This window comes from Martinezella multihospitum (assembly GCF_900094585.1).
GTDB lineage: Bacteria > Pseudomonadota > Alphaproteobacteria > Rhizobiales > Rhizobiaceae > Rhizobium > Rhizobium multihospitium.
The window spans coordinates 237,128-251,583 of sequence record NZ_FMAG01000002.1; the positions used below are offsets into that span (position 1 = coordinate 237,128).

16 protein-coding genes are annotated in these 14,456 nt (G+C 60.4%); 10 read left to right on the plus strand and 6 right to left on the minus strand.

Annotated features, from left to right (window positions below; translation table 11 throughout):
• Window positions 1-93: 93 nt before the first annotated feature.
• Window positions 94-462 (minus strand): NIPSNAP family protein, encoded by a 369-nt coding sequence (locus GA0061103_RS07950; protein ID WP_092709313.1) that lies wholly within the window; start codon window positions 460-462, stop codon window positions 94-96.
• A 392-nt stretch (window positions 463-854) separates the two neighbouring features.
• On the opposite strand from GA0061103_RS07950, the gene guaB reads away from it, so the two are divergent.
• From guaB to GA0061103_RS07975, 5 genes are all read left to right on the plus strand, one after another.
• Window positions 855-2,339, plus strand: coding sequence for an IMP dehydrogenase (gene guaB, locus GA0061103_RS07955; RefSeq protein ID WP_092709316.1), 1,485 nt, complete (start codon window positions 855-857; stop codon window positions 2,337-2,339).
• Window positions 2,340-2,464: 125 nt separating this feature from the next.
• The gene (locus tag GA0061103_RS07960; RefSeq protein ID WP_092709319.1) at window positions 2,465-3,037 is read left to right on the plus strand and encodes a hypothetical protein; all 573 of its coding nucleotides are present in this window, start codon (window positions 2,465-2,467) and stop codon (window positions 3,035-3,037) included.
• A 154-nt stretch (window positions 3,038-3,191) separates the two neighbouring features.
• A complete protein-coding gene (locus GA0061103_RS07965) occupies window positions 3,192-3,614 on the plus strand; it encodes an MAPEG family protein (protein ID WP_092709322.1) in 423 nt (140 codons plus the stop codon).
• Between the two features lie 144 nt (window positions 3,615-3,758).
• The gene (locus GA0061103_RS07970) at window positions 3,759-4,640 is read left to right on the plus strand and encodes a dienelactone hydrolase family protein (protein ID WP_092709325.1); all 882 of its coding nucleotides are present in this window, start codon (window positions 3,759-3,761) and stop codon (window positions 4,638-4,640) included.
• A gap of 209 nt (window positions 4,641-4,849) precedes the next feature.
• A complete protein-coding gene (locus GA0061103_RS07975) occupies window positions 4,850-5,482 on the plus strand; it encodes a TetR/AcrR family transcriptional regulator (protein ID WP_092709328.1) in 633 nt (210 codons plus the stop codon).
• Window positions 5,483-5,518: 36 nt separating this feature from the next.
• Here the strand turns inward: GA0061103_RS07975 and GA0061103_RS07980 are convergent, their stop codons facing one another.
• Window positions 5,519-6,472 carry a LysR substrate-binding domain-containing protein gene (locus GA0061103_RS07980; RefSeq protein ID WP_069612360.1) on the minus strand — a complete coding sequence of 318 codons (954 nt, stop codon included), beginning with the start codon at window positions 6,470-6,472 and terminating at the stop codon, window positions 5,519-5,521.
• A gap of 201 nt (window positions 6,473-6,673) precedes the next feature.
• Between GA0061103_RS07980 and GA0061103_RS07985 the strand changes: the two genes are divergently transcribed.
• Together GA0061103_RS07985 and GA0061103_RS07990 are read left to right on the plus strand one after the other, a co-directional pair.
• Window positions 6,674-6,973: a DUF1127 domain-containing protein gene (locus GA0061103_RS07985; protein ID WP_092709331.1), complete on the plus strand. Its 300-nt coding sequence runs from the start codon at window positions 6,674-6,676 to the stop codon at window positions 6,971-6,973.
• Between the two features lie 190 nt (window positions 6,974-7,163).
• Window positions 7,164-7,745 (plus strand): dienelactone hydrolase family protein, encoded by a 582-nt coding sequence (locus tag GA0061103_RS07990; protein WP_092709333.1) that lies wholly within the window; start codon window positions 7,164-7,166, stop codon window positions 7,743-7,745.
• 13 nt (window positions 7,746-7,758) lie between these two features.
• Here GA0061103_RS07990 and GA0061103_RS34995 read toward each other — a convergent pair whose 3' ends face one another.
• Complete coding sequence (locus GA0061103_RS34995) at window positions 7,759-7,896, minus strand: hypothetical protein (protein WP_162747669.1); 138 nt, start codon at window positions 7,894-7,896, stop codon at window positions 7,759-7,761.
• Here GA0061103_RS34995 and GA0061103_RS07995 point away from each other — a divergent pair.
• Window positions 7,895-9,493, plus strand: coding sequence for an ABC-F family ATP-binding cassette domain-containing protein (locus GA0061103_RS07995; protein ID WP_092709335.1), 1,599 nt, complete (start codon window positions 7,895-7,897; stop codon window positions 9,491-9,493). The genes GA0061103_RS34995 and GA0061103_RS07995 overlap by 2 nt on opposite strands.
• 9 nt (window positions 9,494-9,502) lie before the next feature.
• Here GA0061103_RS07995 and GA0061103_RS08000 read toward each other — a convergent pair whose 3' ends face one another.
• Window positions 9,503-10,381, minus strand: a complete 879-nt coding sequence (locus tag GA0061103_RS08000) for an aldo/keto reductase family oxidoreductase (protein ID WP_092709337.1) — start codon at window positions 10,379-10,381, stop codon at window positions 9,503-9,505.
• A gap of 205 nt (window positions 10,382-10,586) precedes the next feature.
• Window positions 10,587-11,462: a LysR family transcriptional regulator gene (locus tag GA0061103_RS08005; protein ID WP_092709340.1), complete on the minus strand. Its 876-nt coding sequence runs from the start codon at window positions 11,460-11,462 to the stop codon at window positions 10,587-10,589.
• Window positions 11,463-11,563: 101 nt separating this feature from the next.
• On the opposite strand from GA0061103_RS08005, the gene GA0061103_RS08010 reads away from it, so the two are divergent.
• A complete protein-coding gene (locus GA0061103_RS08010) occupies window positions 11,564-12,649 on the plus strand; it encodes an alkene reductase (protein WP_092709343.1) in 1,086 nt (361 codons plus the stop codon).
• Window positions 12,650-12,662: 13 nt separating this feature from the next.
• Window positions 12,663-13,568 (plus strand): SDR family NAD(P)-dependent oxidoreductase, encoded by a 906-nt coding sequence (locus GA0061103_RS08015; protein WP_092709346.1) that lies wholly within the window; start codon window positions 12,663-12,665, stop codon window positions 13,566-13,568.
• On the opposite strand, the gene GA0061103_RS08020 is transcribed toward GA0061103_RS08015, so the two are convergent.
• The gene (locus GA0061103_RS08020) at window positions 13,565-14,440 is read right to left on the minus strand and encodes a DUF937 domain-containing protein (RefSeq protein ID WP_092709349.1); all 876 of its coding nucleotides are present in this window, start codon (window positions 14,438-14,440) and stop codon (window positions 13,565-13,567) included. The genes GA0061103_RS08015 and GA0061103_RS08020 overlap by 4 nt on opposite strands.
• Window positions 14,441-14,456 lie beyond the last annotated feature (16 nt).

Here is a 14,456-nt window from a genome sequence, read left to right on the forward strand (position 1 = left end):
TTGCCCGTCATCGGTCGCGAGCAGGAATTGCGATGTCGCGAAACTCTTGGAGACTGTCCGAAAGCTCGTAAAGGCCATGGTCCTATGCTGGTGTCAGTTTGCTCGGGGCATCGGCTGCAAGAAAGTTCGCTCGTAGCTGATGAATGGCGGGTTTTTGCCGAAGCGTTCATTTGCGGCAATTCCGTCCGGGTCGGCTGCAACACGCTCGCGGTATTGCAAGTAGGTTGTCTCATCTGGAAATGTGAATAGTGCGACCGCTGTATTGCCGGGTCCTTCCTCACCTATACCCGGAAAGCTCACTCCGGCCTCTGCCGGCTTGTCCCGGGGTATGAAATAGCCGTGATGTGTTCCGCCATGGCGTTCGATGAGCTCAATCCAAATTCGGCTGTAAGCTTCGAATTCCGAAATTCTGTGGAGATCGATGCGGTAGCGAACTTCGCACGTAACCGGGCTTTTGAGCATTGAAAGACCATTTCCTTAGATCACAGGCAGGCACCAGGGTTCCTGCATCCAATCGGCCGTGACCTTATGCCATGGCGCACCTTTCCGGAATAGACTGCCCGAACTGCTGCTTCTGCCGGAGGCGACCGACGATTACGCAGGTCCGGACAATCCGGTGCGCTGTGACATCTGAAACCAGACGTTCGCAACACCCGCACAAAAATCTCCGAACACCGCAGCCAAATCCCGCATTGAAGCCAAGGCTTAGCATGTCTGCCCCGCGCTTTTTGCTATTCCCTTCCTGTCATGAACGTGTTACCAGCCCTCGCCAACTTCCAAGCAACACTTGCAAGATCGCCCGGTAGACGATTCGTTCCGGGCTTTCCTGTTTTTCACAGACGAAGGAATTGGCCATGGCACGCATTATTGAAACGTCAACCGGGTTGGATGCTCTGACATTCGACGACGTGCTCCTGCAGCCGGGACACTCCGAGGTCATGCCGGGCCAGACGAATATCGCGACCCGCATCGCCCAGGACATCGAGCTCAACCTGCCGATCCTCTCCGCCGCGATGGATACGGTCACGGAAAGCCGCCTTGCGATCGCCATGGCCCAGGCCGGCGGCATGGGTGTTATCCACCGCAATCTGACGCCGCTGCAGCAGGCTGAAGAAGTCCGCCAGGTCAAGAAGTTCGAAAGCGGCATGGTGGTCAATCCGGTCACCATCGGTCCGGATGCCACGCTTGCCGAAGCGCTCGCTTTGATGAAGGCGCACGGCATTTCCGGCATCCCGGTCGTCGAAAAGTCGCATCGCCTCGTCGGCATCCTCACCAACCGCGATGTCCGCTTCGCCTCCGACCCATCCCAGAAGATCTACGAGCTGATGACCCGCGAAAATCTGGTCACGGTCGCGGAAAGCGTCCAGCAGCAGGAAGCCAAGCGTTTGCTGCACAAGCATCGCATCGAAAAGCTACTTGTCGTCGATGCTGACAGCCGTCTGGTCGGTTTGATTACCGTCAAGGATATCGAGAAGTCGCAGCTCAACCCGAACGCTTCGAAGGATGCGCAGGGCCGGCTTCGCGCCGCCGCCGCCATCAGTGTCGGCGACGATGGCTATGAGCGCGCCGAGCGCCTGATCGATGCCGGCGTCGACCTTCTGGTCGTCGATACGGCCCACGGCCACTCGCAGCGCGTTCTCGATGCCGTCACCCGCGTCAAGAAGCTTTCCAACTCGGTGCGCATCATGGCCGGCAATGTCGCCACCTATGACGGCACGCGGGCGCTGATCGATGCCGGTGCTGACGCCGTCAAGGTCGGTATCGGCCCCGGCTCCATCTGCACGACCCGTATCGTCGCCGGCGTCGGCGTGCCGCAGCTCGCCGCCATCATGTCGGCTGTGCAGGCCGCGCAGGATCAGAACATCCCCGTCATCGCCGATGGCGGCATCAAGTTCTCGGGCGACCTGGCAAAGGCGATCGCCGCCGGTGCCTCCGCCGCGATGATCGGTTCGCTGCTCGCCGGCACGGACGAAAGCCCGGGCGAGGTCTATCTGTACCAGGGCCGCTCCTTCAAGGCCTATCGCGGCATGGGCTCCGTCGGCGCCATGGCCCGCGGCTCGGCTGACCGCTACTTCCAGGCAGAGGTTCGCGACACGCTGAAGCTCGTGCCGGAAGGCATCGAAGGCCAGGTCCCTTATAAGGGTTCCGTTTCCGGTGTGCTGCACCAGCTCGCAGGCGGCCTCAAGGCGGCCATGGGCTATGTCGGCGGCTCCGACCTCAAGGATTTCCAGGAGCGCGCGACTTTCGTGCGCATCTCCGGCGCGGGCCTGCGTGAAAGCCATGCCCACGACGTCACGATCACGCGCGAAAGTCCGAACTATCCGGGCGCAGGCGGCTGATTGATGGCAGATCGCGCTTCGGGCAACGTCAGGTCCCTACTGCATAATTCCTTAAATCGCGATCGATTTAAGGATAAAATTATGCAGCAGATTAAACGTGCTACAGCGACCTTTGCGTGTCACATATGACACGCGGCGCTGTAGAGGGCCTGACAGCGATCCTCGCAGCGCTTTCGCTGGCACTGTTTGCCTGGATCTATGCCGGCTTCGTCCGCGCGTTCAGCGATGCCGCAGCCGGCCAGTCGATGCTCGATGCCCGCATCGGCGGCTATGAAAGCGACGACGTCGTCGCCATGCTGCGCTATCTCAAGGAGCATCCCGATCCGGCCGCGATCCTGCATTCCATGTATCTCGGGCCGGAGCTGATTTTCCCGCTGGTGTTGGGGGGATTGCTGTTTTGCCTGATGCGGCTGGTCGGGCCGGGCGGCTTTTTCTTCGGCCGGCCGATCCCACCCGGCGCGACCATAGTCATTTTCTGCCTGCCGATCTTCTACACACTCGTCGATTATGCCGAGAATATCGCCGGCCTGATGCTCTATCCGCCGGCAACGCCCTCGGATGCCACGGTATCGCTGCTTGCGAGCCTGCTGCCCATCATCGTGCGGCTGAAATTCCTGACGCTGGTCGTGACGGTTATTCTGCTGGCCCGCTTCGCGATTTTTCGCTACCTCTCGCCGGGCGGCTCCAAGCCGTCCTGATCGATTACAGCGACCTTTGCGCGTCATACGTGACGCGCAAAGGTCGCTGTAGCACTTTAAATTTACTGCATAGCTTTGTCCTTAAATCGGAATCGATTTAAGGACAAAGCTATGCAGTGGTTCGGCTTTCGGAAATTCCAAAGGAGTTGGCGGCGTGACAGGCTATGAAATGTTCTGGCCCATGGTGGCGCATGCGGTGCTGGTCTTCATCCTCTACGCGCTCCTCGGATGGCGTCGCCGCGTTCTCGTCAAAGCCGGCCGGATACAGCCTGCGAACTTTCGCGAGAACCATGCCGCCAATGAGCCGGCCGAAAGCCTGGTGGTGCGCAACAGCATCGCCAACCAGTTCGAGGTCCCGTTGCTGTTCCATGCCTGCTGCATCGTGCTCTATACCACCCAGGCGGATAATCTGGCGGCCATAATCCTCGCCTGGATCTTCGTCGTGGCGCGCTATGCGCATGCCTACGTGCACGTCACCAGCAACAATCTGCGTTATCGTAGCCCGCTCTTTGCTCTCGGCTTTGCGGCGCTCGTCTTTATGTGGGCGTGGCTCGCCATCTGGCTTGCCTTCTCCTGATCAAGGATGATGACCGCAGCAGCAACCTGTGGTAACGCATTTGTGTTTTTCCTTTATCGTTACGCCTCCACCCGTTGACCTATCTTGTCAGCGGGTAGCTGGTCGTTTGTTGCCTGCTGCCGGGGAAACAGGGAGAACAGGACCATGAGCACGGAAAAGCCCGTTGTAACGCAGGCGATGATCAACGCCTATGACGAATATACGCATTTGACGCTCGATCGTCGGGGTTTCATGGAAAAGCTGACCAAGCTTGCCGGCTCGGCCGGGGCCGCCGCCGCCATCGCGCCGCTGCTTGCCGCCAACAAGGCAAGCGCCGAGGTCATTGCCGCCGATGACAGCAGGCTGGAAGCAAAGGATGTGACTTTTGCCGGTAGCAAGGGTGAGATGAAGGGGTATCTCGCCCGCCCGAAGGATGCGGCCGGCAAGCTCGGCGGCGTCATCGTCATCCACGAGAACCGTGGCCTCAACCCGCATATCCGTGATGTCGCCCGTCGCATGGCGCTGGAAGGTTTCGTCGCGCTGGCACCGGATTTCCTGTCGCCGCTCGGCGGCACGCCCGGGGATGAAGACAAGGCGCGCGACATGTTCACCAATCTCGATCCGGCATTGACGGCCGCCAATGCCGAGGCGAGCCTGACCTACCTCGCGAAGACGGATGGTGCCAACGGCAATGTCGGCGCCGTTGGCTTCTGCTGGGGCGGCGGTCTCGTCAATCGTTTCGCGACGATCTCGCCGGAGCTGAAGGCGGGGGTCGCCTATTATGGCGCTCAGCCGCCGGCGGGCGACGTTCCAAAGATCAAGGCGGCCCTGCTGCTGCACTATGCCGGCCTCGACGACCGCATCAACGCCGGCATCGATGCCTATCGCAAGGAGTTGCAGGCCGGCGGCAAGACTTTCGAGATCTTTGTCTATGACGGAGTCAATCATGCCTTCAACAACGATACCTCGGCTGCCCGATATGACAAGAAGGCGGCCGACCTCGCTTGGGGCAGGACGGTCGAATTTTTGAAGAAGTACGTGTCCTAGAACGACACAAATCGCCGATGTGGGCGTGTCGGCCATAGGTTGGTTACGAGGGCGAAACCATGTTTCGGCCTCGTTTCCCGGAGTTCGATTACCGCTCCTAAGTGATGATTAAAATTGAGCTTTTCCCGTTTACGCGCATTGAACGCGTCTGGTGTCATAGCGTCAGCGCGCTTGAGCGTCGTTCAGTATGACAATGAAACGGGTAAAGAATGAAGCCGAATAAGCCTGACCGCGTCACGTTCCGAAAAAGGCCACAGCAGGAGCGAAGTATCCAGCGTGTCGATGCCATCCTGTCGGTTGCGGCTGCGCTGATCGCCGAGAAAGGCGTCAGCGCCATGAAGATGACGGAGCTGGCTGCGGTTGCCACGGTCCCGATCGGTTCCGTCTATCAGTATTTTCCCGACAAGGCCGCGATCGTCAGAGCTTTGCTTGACCGGCACTCCAGTCGTATCCAGCAAAAGGTGAGCGAAGCCTTTGCCATCGTGACATCGCTCGATCACGCCATCGAGCTCGCTTGCGGCATGATCGATTGGTACTATCGCGAATATCGCAGCGATCCCGCCTATCTCGGCGTCTGGCTCGGCACGGATATCGATAGGGATATTCTCCAGCTCAACATACAGCACAGCAATCGTGTCGCCGAAATTTTCCTGGAAAGCATTCGGCCGTTCCTGCCGACCGAAAGCCGCATCGACCTTGAGGCGCGCACCCAGCTGTTCAGCCATCTGATCGGCGCATCCGTCCGTTTTGCCATCATGAGCGACGACGAGATGGCCAAGCGCATGCTGCACGAATGGAAGCAGGTGATCCGCGCCACCCTGCTGGCGGAGCCGGCGCAATAACCATCGTCGAAGCTAATCGGCTGGTGCGCTTCTAGCTCACCAGCCCGGTAGAATGTGCCCGGCACGCAGTCGCGGGTAGAAGCGCGTATAGGTTTTCACCTCGCCATCAAGATCGTCATCCACAGCAGCCGGCGTGATGTTGTCGAGGCACGCCGAGATATGTGCGGTGATGGCATTCATCAGCGATACGGAGAGGCCGGCCCGCTTCATGATGCCGATCTGCACCGGCGGCAGCGGCGGGAAGCCGTCAGCCTGGGTCAGCACCTTCATGCCGGTGCGCAGAGCTGATTCCGGCATGACCGAAACCGCCATGCCGGCAAGCACGGCCGCTGCGACGACGGTGCAGGACCAGCTGGTGAACAGGATCTGATAGTCGCGGCCGCCGGCATCGAGCGCTGAGCAGGCGAGCTGTCGCCACTGACAGTCGCGACGCCCGACGGCAAGCGGAATGGGCGCGTCGTCACGCAGCGGATGGTTGGCCGAGCCAACCCAGCAGAGCGGCTCCGTGCGCACCACATCCGACATACGTTCGCGCGGATTATGGGTGACGAGCGCGATATCGAGCTCGCCGCGATGCATACGCTCGGCAAGATCCACCGAGGGTTCGCAGACGATGTAGAGCTCGACATTCGGATGCGTCTTGGCGAAGCGGCCGATGATTTCAGGCATGTAGCGGTCGGCATAATCGTCCGGTGTGCCAATGCGCAGCGTGCCTTCAAGACGGTTGTCGTCGAAGGCGGCGATAGCTTCGTTGTTCAGGCGAATGATCCGGCGGGCATAGTTCAGCAGCTTGTCGCCTTCCGCCGTCAGGCGGTTGCCGCGGCCGTCCTTGATGAAAAGCTGCTTGCCGACCCGCTCTTCCAGCCGGCGCATCTGCATGGAGACGGCCGACTGGGTCTTGAATACCCGGTCGGCAGCCTTGGTGAAGCTGCCGGAATCCACGATTGCGATGAAGGTCTGCAACTGATCGATATCAAGCGGCGCGGACATGGATCTCACCTATAAAGGAGTTTGATAGTTATCATTAGAAACATTCGTTGGACTGATCAATAGGGCTTTGGCATCTTCTGAATGCAATTCAGCATACCAATCGAACAGAGACACCTGTCGAACTCCTCCCGGCCTTCGCCCCTTTTCCGGATCATCGGGAAGGGGCTTGGCTCGCGTGTGCCCAAAGAAAGGAATACGGAAATGCGCACGACAGATCGGACCCTTGACCTCGGCCTGGCAACGCCATCGCTGTCGCTGACGGCACGCATGATGCTTGCTTTGGGCAACGTTGCATCGATCTGGCGCGCAATCCGAAATCGCCAGGAGATCAACTATCTGAATGAGCTAAATGATAGCCAGCTGTGCGACATCGGCCTCAGCAGGCAGGATGTGAGCTCCGCGCTGACTACCTCGACCTTCTTCGAGGACCCGTCCAGCTACCTGACCAATTCCGCGCGTCGCCGCACGCGCCTTTCCGCCTTCAGCAGCTTTAGAGGCTGACGGCGGACAACAGTTTCCCCGCAGGGTGATAGCCAATAAGCCCTGCCTCTTTCCCGGTGTTCGGCCCAAGGGCCAACACCGGGTTTTTTCTTTTTGGGCGCTGTTTCGGCGATGAAACATGCGCGGCGAAGTTGCCTCGGGCGGCAATGACCTTATCTTATGATCCGATGCGAAGAATGGGGATTCGACGATGGCAACGGTAATCTTCTTCCACTCCGTCTATGGTCTGCGCTCGCTTGAGCATGAAGCGGTCGAGCGTGTGCAGGCGGCGGGGCATAAGGCTTTCGCACCGGATCTCTATGAAGGGCTGATCGCGCGATCGATCGACGAGGGTTTCGAGTTCAAGGACGAGGTCGGCTGGCCGACGATCTGCGAACGTGCTGAATGGGCGCTCGCCGGTCTGCCTGCCTCGACCGTGCTTGCCGGCTTTTCGATGGGCGCCGCCGTCGCCGCCAGTCTCTGGCCAAAGCGGGAGAAGACCGCCGGCATCCTGTTCCTGCACGGCATTGCCTCCATCGCCGACAATGCGCGCAAGGGTTTGCCCCTGCAGCTTCATCTGGCCGATCCCGATCCGTTCGAGCCGGAGGAAGACGTTGCCAGCTGGCGACAGGCCGTCGCCAAGTCCGGCGTCGCGGCAGAGATCTTCCGGTATCCGGGCGGTGGCGGCCATCTCTATACCGATGCCAGCCTGCCAGATTATAGCGCCCAGGCCGCCGATCTCACCTGGAAGCGTGTCATCGACTTCCTTGACGCAGTCGATGCCAATGCGTGAAATGCCTGCATCTTCACTCGCAGGACTTGAACTGAAGATGCCGCTCGCCTAGTTTGTGAGCATCGTTGATACCAACAGGATGTGTGCCCCGATGAAAATTGACCCGACCGCAATGCCGTTCAGCCTTGCCATCGGGGAAATTCTTGCTCATGCCCATATCCATCACTCTATCCAATCTTTCGTGGTCCACGCCTGACGGCCGGCCGCTTCTTTCCCATCTCGACCTGAGCTTTGGCGCGGAGCGCACCGGCCTCGTCGGACGCAACGGCGTCGGTAAGACGACGCTGATCAAGCTCGTCTCCGGCGAACTGCAGCCGCAATCCGGCAGCATCTCCTTCAACGGTCGATTGGGAATCCTGCGCCAAAGCGTGCAAGTGGAAGCCGACGAAACTGTTGCCGATCTTTTCGGTGCGAGCGAAGCCCTTGCCGTCCTGAAGCGGGCGGAAGCCGGCGAAGCCACAAATGACGAACTCGCCTCGGCCGACTGGACGCTCGAGTCGCGCATCGCCACAGCCCTTGATCGTGTTGAGCTCGACGTCACCCCGGAAACGCGTCTCGTCACTCTGTCCGGCGGGCAACGTACGCGATGCGGCCTTGCTGCCCTCATCGTCGACGATCCCGATTTCCTGATCCTCGACGAGCCGACCAACAATCTCGATCGTGACGGCCGCGTCGCGGTGATCGATCTGTTGGCCGGCTGGAGGGCAGGGGCCATCGTCATCAGCCATGATCGCGAATTGCTCGATACCATGGATGCGATCGTCGAGCTGACCTCGCTCGGCGCCTCGCGCTATGGCGGCAACTGGAGCCAATATCGCGAGCGCAAGGCACTGGAGCTTTCCGCAGCCGAACATGATTTTGCCGAGGCGGAGAAGCGTGTCGCCGAGGTGGAAAGAAGTGCCCAGGCAGCCGTCGAACGGCAGGCGAGGCGGGACAAGGCCGGCCGGAAGATGGCCGCGAAAGGTGGCATTCCGCGCATCATGCTCGGCGGATTGAAGGAGCGGGCCGAAATGACGAGTGCGGAGAATACGCGGCTCGCCGAACGGCGTCGCGGCCAGGCTCTGCAAGATGCTGTCGCTGCCCGCGAGAAGATCGAGGTCCTGCAGCCCCTGACCGTGAAGTTGCCGACGTCAGGATTGCCGGCAAACAGGATCGTCCTGCGGATGGAAGCTATTACCGCTGGCTACGAGCCGGAGCAGCCAATCCTGCGCGACTTCGATTTCATCATGACGGGGCCGGAACGCGTTGCCGTCACCGGGCCGAACGGTTCGGGCAAAACGACACTGCTGGCGCTGGTCTCCGGCGCGCTAAAACCCTGGAGCGGCACGGTGCGGGTCGTCCATTCCGCCCTGCTGGACCAAAGGGTCAGCCTCCTCGATCCATCGCTTTCGATCCGCGACAATTTCCGCAGGATCAACCCTGATGCGGACGAAAATGCCTGCCGAGCCGCCCTGGCGCGCTTCATGTTCCGGGCGGACGCCGCGCTGCAGATCGTCTCCAGCTTGAGCGGCGGCCAGCTTCTGCGAGCCGGGCTTGCCTGCGTGCTTGGCGGCACGGTGCCGCCTTCGTTGCTGATCCTCGACGAACCGACCAACCATCTCGATATCGATTCCATCACCGCGGTCGAAGCCGGGTTGCGGGCCTATGACGGCGCGCTTCTGGTCGTCAGCCACGACGAGGTGTTTCTCGACAACATCGGCATAGAGAGACGGCTCGAGCTCTCTGCCCGAGCCGTCTCGGATCGGTGAAGGGACGCCTCAGGTGTGGCTGGCGCTGGCGATGCGATCGAGTTCGGCGATCGCATTCTCCGGCAGCTTGAGTTCGGCGGCCGCGATATTCTGCTTGAGATGCGCAAGCGACGACGTGCCCGGAATAAGCAGGATGTTCGGCGAGCGGTGCAGCAGCCAGGCGAGCGCCACCTGCATCGGCGTTGCATTCAGCCGGGCAGCGACATCGGACAGGGCCGAAGATTGCAGCGGAGTGAAGCCGCCGAGCGGGAAGAAGGGCACATAAGCGATGCCGTCACGATTGAGTTCGTCGATCAGCGCGTCGTCCGTGCGCTGCGCCAGATTGTAGAGGTTCTGCACGCAGACGATCTCGGCGATCGTGCGCCCCTCGGCGATCTGTTTGCGCGTGACGTTGCTAAGCCCGATATGGCGCACCAGACCCTGCTGTTTAAGCTCGGCTAGGGCAGTCAGCGGCGCCTCGATCGATCCTTCAGCGGGACCGTGCACGTCGAGCATGATGCGCAGGTTCACGGCATCGAGTACATCCAGCCTAAGATTGCGCAGATTGTCGCGCACCGCCTGCTGCAGCTCATCGGCGGAGAAGGCCGGGACCCAGGAGGCATCCGCGCCGCGCCGTGCGCCGATCTTGGTGACGATGACAAGATCGTCTCGATAGGGATGGAGCGCTTCCCGGATCAGCTGGTTGGTCACATGCGGGCCGTAGAAGTCGCTGGTATCGATATGGTCGACGCCGGAGGCAATGGCTTCGCGCAGAACCGCAAGTGCCGTCTCGTGGTCCTTCGGCGGACCGAACACGCCGGGGCCTGCAAGCTGCATGGCACCGTAGCCGAGCCGTTTGACCTTGAGGTCGCCGAGGGTGAAGCTTCCGGATTGTTCGATACTGGACATGGCTGTCTCCTTTTCAAGATGAAAGGAGAAATAGGCAGTGTTTGAATGTAAGATAACTGGGGCCAATGTGCACGGGCTGTGCGATAGGGCGAACAGTGAGCGCCGGCCATGAAGGACAGGTCGACGTGCAATCGCGATATCGCATTGGGCGGGTTTGTCCGGGCCGCCGGCTGATGAGCCGCTCTCAGACCGGGATGAGACGGTGTTACACCTCGCGAAGCCGCTCTCGCAGGAACTCGATAAAGCGTTGTGTCTTGGCGGGAAGCAGGCGTGTCTCCGTAACAGCATAGACCGAAGTGGGGGCCAACTGCCATTCCGGCAGGATGCGCCGCAATTGTCCGCTTGCAAGCTCTTCCACGACGACCCTCTCCGGAACGGCGGTAATGCCCATCTCCAGTGTTGCAAGCCGCCGGATCATGGCAACGCTATTGCCGCGAAAACGGCTTCCTGCCTTGGTCTCGACGCTTTCCGTTCCGCGATGGAGGATCCAGCTGCCGATATTCTGCATCGTCAGACATTGGTGCCGTTCCAATTCGGACGGATGTTGCGGTTCGCCATTTTGTTCAAGGTAGCCCGGAGCGGCATAGAGCCGGGGTGTCAGTCGGGCGATGACCCGGGCAATCAGGTTTTGCGTTTGAGGGGCAGCCATGCGGATTGCCAGATCGAAAGGCTCTGCAACGAGATCGACGTTGCGGGGCGTCAGGTCGAAATCGAAATCCAGGCCCGGGTAAAGCGCGGCGAATTCCGGCAGTAGCGGCGCCAGATATGTTGTGGCGAAATCCACGGGCAGGGAAACCTTGAGCAGGCCGCTTGGCCGCGCCACCATCTCGCCCAACTGCTCGTGGGCAATTTTCGCCTCCTCGACGATGCGCTTGCTGCGTTCGTAATAGAGCTGTCCGGCCTCGGTCAGCTCGATCCGACGCGTGGTGCGATGCAGAAGACGCAATCCGATCGACTTCTCAAGGAGGCTGATCCTGCGGGAAAGCGTGGAGTTGGGTATCCCGAGCACTTCCGCCGCGCGGCGAAAACTTCGAGCTTTCGCGACCTCAACGAAAAGCGCCATGTCATTCAGGTATTCCATCGAGATTGCGCCATTATTGGAATAATCATTTCCACAATAGCCTGTTTATGCCACCACAGAAAGGTCCCATGTCTTGTTCGAACCGACAGAAAGGACGTTCCATGAGCAAGATCTTCACATCCACTCGCCTCGGCCGAACCGAGATCGCCAACCGCCTTGTCATGGCCCCGATGACCCGCTCCCGGGCCGATGATGATGGTGTGCCGGGAGATCTGACCGTCACCTACTATGCGCAGCGTGCCGGTGCGGGTCTTATCGTCACGGAAGGTGTCTTCCCGACATCCGGCGGCAAGGGCTATGTGCGCACACCGGGCATCCAGACGGAGCCGCAGCTCAAGGCCTGGAAGGCCGTGGTCGATGCCGTTCACGCTGCGGGCGGCCGGATTTTCCTGCAGCTGATGCATACCGGCAGGATCTCCCATCCCTTGTTGCTGCCCGACGGCGAACTGCCGGTCGCTCCTTCGGCCATCCGTCCTAACGGGCAGACCTGGACCAATGAGGGTCAGAAGGATTTTGTCACACCCCGCGCGCTTTCGCTTGTCGAGATCAAGGAGACTATCGGAAGTTATCGTGTCGCGACCCGCAACGCGCTTGCCATCGGCTTCGACGGCGTCGAACTCCATGGCGCTTCAGGCTACCTTCCGGAGCAATTCCTCTCGACCGGCAGCAATGAGCGCACGGACGAATACGGTGGCTCTGTGGCCAACCGCGCCAGGTTCATACTCGAAGTTCTCGCCGGGATGATCGAGGAGGCCGGGGTCGGCCGGGTTGGTCTCAAGATCTCGCCGGAGATGAATTTCAACGATATATCGGACGCCAATCCGCAAGAAACCTACTCCTATCTGGTCGAGCATCTTCCAGCCTCGGACATGGCCTATCTCCACGTCGCATTGTTTGGCGCTGCGGTGGACTATCACGAGCTGCTGCGTCCGCGTTTTGCCGGATCTTACATCATCGGCGGCGGGCTCAATCAGGCGCGTGCGGAGGAACTCTTGCAACAGGGCAAAGCTGATGCCGTGGTTTTCGGCAGCGCATTTCTCGCCAACCCGGACTTGGCAGAGCGTTTCCGTCGCCATGCGCCCTTGAATGAACCGGATCGCTCGACCTTCTACACGCCTGGAGCCAAGGGCTATCTCGATTATCCGGTACTTGCCAGGTCGATCGGCCAGCAGGCCGGCAGTCTTTGAGGGGTGGGACGAAATGAAACGTGACAAGTCGCTCGGATGGCGCCACGTCGAGGCGGACAGCCTCGATCTCGGCAGCATGAACGTTGCGATCGTCGGAGGCACGGGCGGGATAGGCCGTGCCCTCGCGCATACGATGACCGCGCGAGGCGCCCATGTCGTCGTGATCGGTCAGACATTCAGGGATGCCGGCAGCCGTGGGATCGAGTTCGTCAAAGCCGATTTGAGCCTGTTGAGCGAGGCCAGGCGCGTCGCTACGGACCTGCCCGCAGGCAATCTCGATCTTGTTGTCATGACAACCGGGGTCATGGCTGGTCCCCGGCGCGAGCAAACCGCCGAGGGGCTCGAGCGCGATTTGGCGATCAGCTATCTCAGCCGGTTCGTCATTGTGAATGAGATCGCGTCGCGGCTTGGCAAAGATCGGCCAAATGCCGGAATGAAACCGCGCATCTTCGTCACAGGCTTTCCCGGAACAGGTCAGGCCGGGGCCGTGGACGACCTGAATACGGAGAAGAAGTATGGCCGATGGCGCGCGCACTCGAACACTGTGGCTGGAAACGAGGCGCTTGTTCTGGACGCCGCTAGACGGTTTCCGGAGGTTGATTTTTTCGGGCTAAACCCCGGCTTCGTTAAAACCAACATTCGCGGCAATCTTTTCGGATCGAACAGGCTGCTGCTGAGGACGATCGAGTGGATGTTCGGCTTTGCAACCATCAGCGCGGAAACCTATGCCGCACGCATGATCCCGCTCCTTGTCTCGCCCGATCTCGAAGGTCACAGCGGTGCCATGTTCAACAACAAGGCAGAGGCGATCCTGCCATCGCCAAAGCTGATGGACGCATCCTATGTAAGGGCTCTCATAGACGCTTCGGAAGCTCTGATCTTGCGGGCAAGCAAGTCAAACACCAAGGGTGCGGGTTAGGATTCGCGCCCCGGCGTTTTGATCCCGTCGCCCGCGGATTTATAACTGTCGAAGATCGCCTCCATGCTCTTCTGGTAGCTCCTCTGCACTTCGAGACCGCTGTCGAACATGGCGTTGAACATCTCGGTATAGGCCGCCATGTCGACGCCGACGGCGGGCTTGGTCTTCGGCTCTTCCTTCGGCGGCTCTGATGGCATCGGGAAGTTCTTCATCATGTCCTGGAACGCCTTGGCGAAGGGATTGTCGAGGAACGGATTGGTCGGCGCCGGCTTCTCGCGCTTGACGGCGTCGGCGCCGAACATCAGTTCCATCGCCTGGGTGAAGGGATTGTCGAAGATGCTCGCCTGCGGCGTCGGCTGTTGCTTGGGCGCAAAGCCGATGCTCTGCAGCCAGCCCTGCATCATCTCGCCCATCGCGGTGTTGAGGAAGGGATTGGCCATCTGCGGGATCTGGCCGCTCGTTTCCTTGAAAAGGCCGCCCATCAGCGTGTCGGCCATGGCGGGCAGCATGCGCTTGTAGATCTCCTGGCCGATGCCGGTCATCTGCGCTGCCTGTGCCGCAACCGCGCGGGAAACGTCCTTGGAGCCGAACAGCCTGCCCAGCACCGCATTGCCGTCGGCAATGCCCTCGGGCGTGAAAGCTTTCGTCATATCCTCGAAATATTTCGCGTAGTTGCCGGAGCTGATGTCCTGCATCACACCCATGAAATTATAGGGATCGGTGGCGCTGCGCTTGAAGCCGGAGGAAAAAGCCGGCATCAGCGCGGCCATCGCCTTGGTCGCCTGCTCCTGCGCCAGATTGAACTGCTTGGCCATGGCCTCCGTGGCGGCGCCATTCTGTGCCTGCATCATCATGTCGAAGAGTGGCAGCATCGAAGTCCCTTTCCCC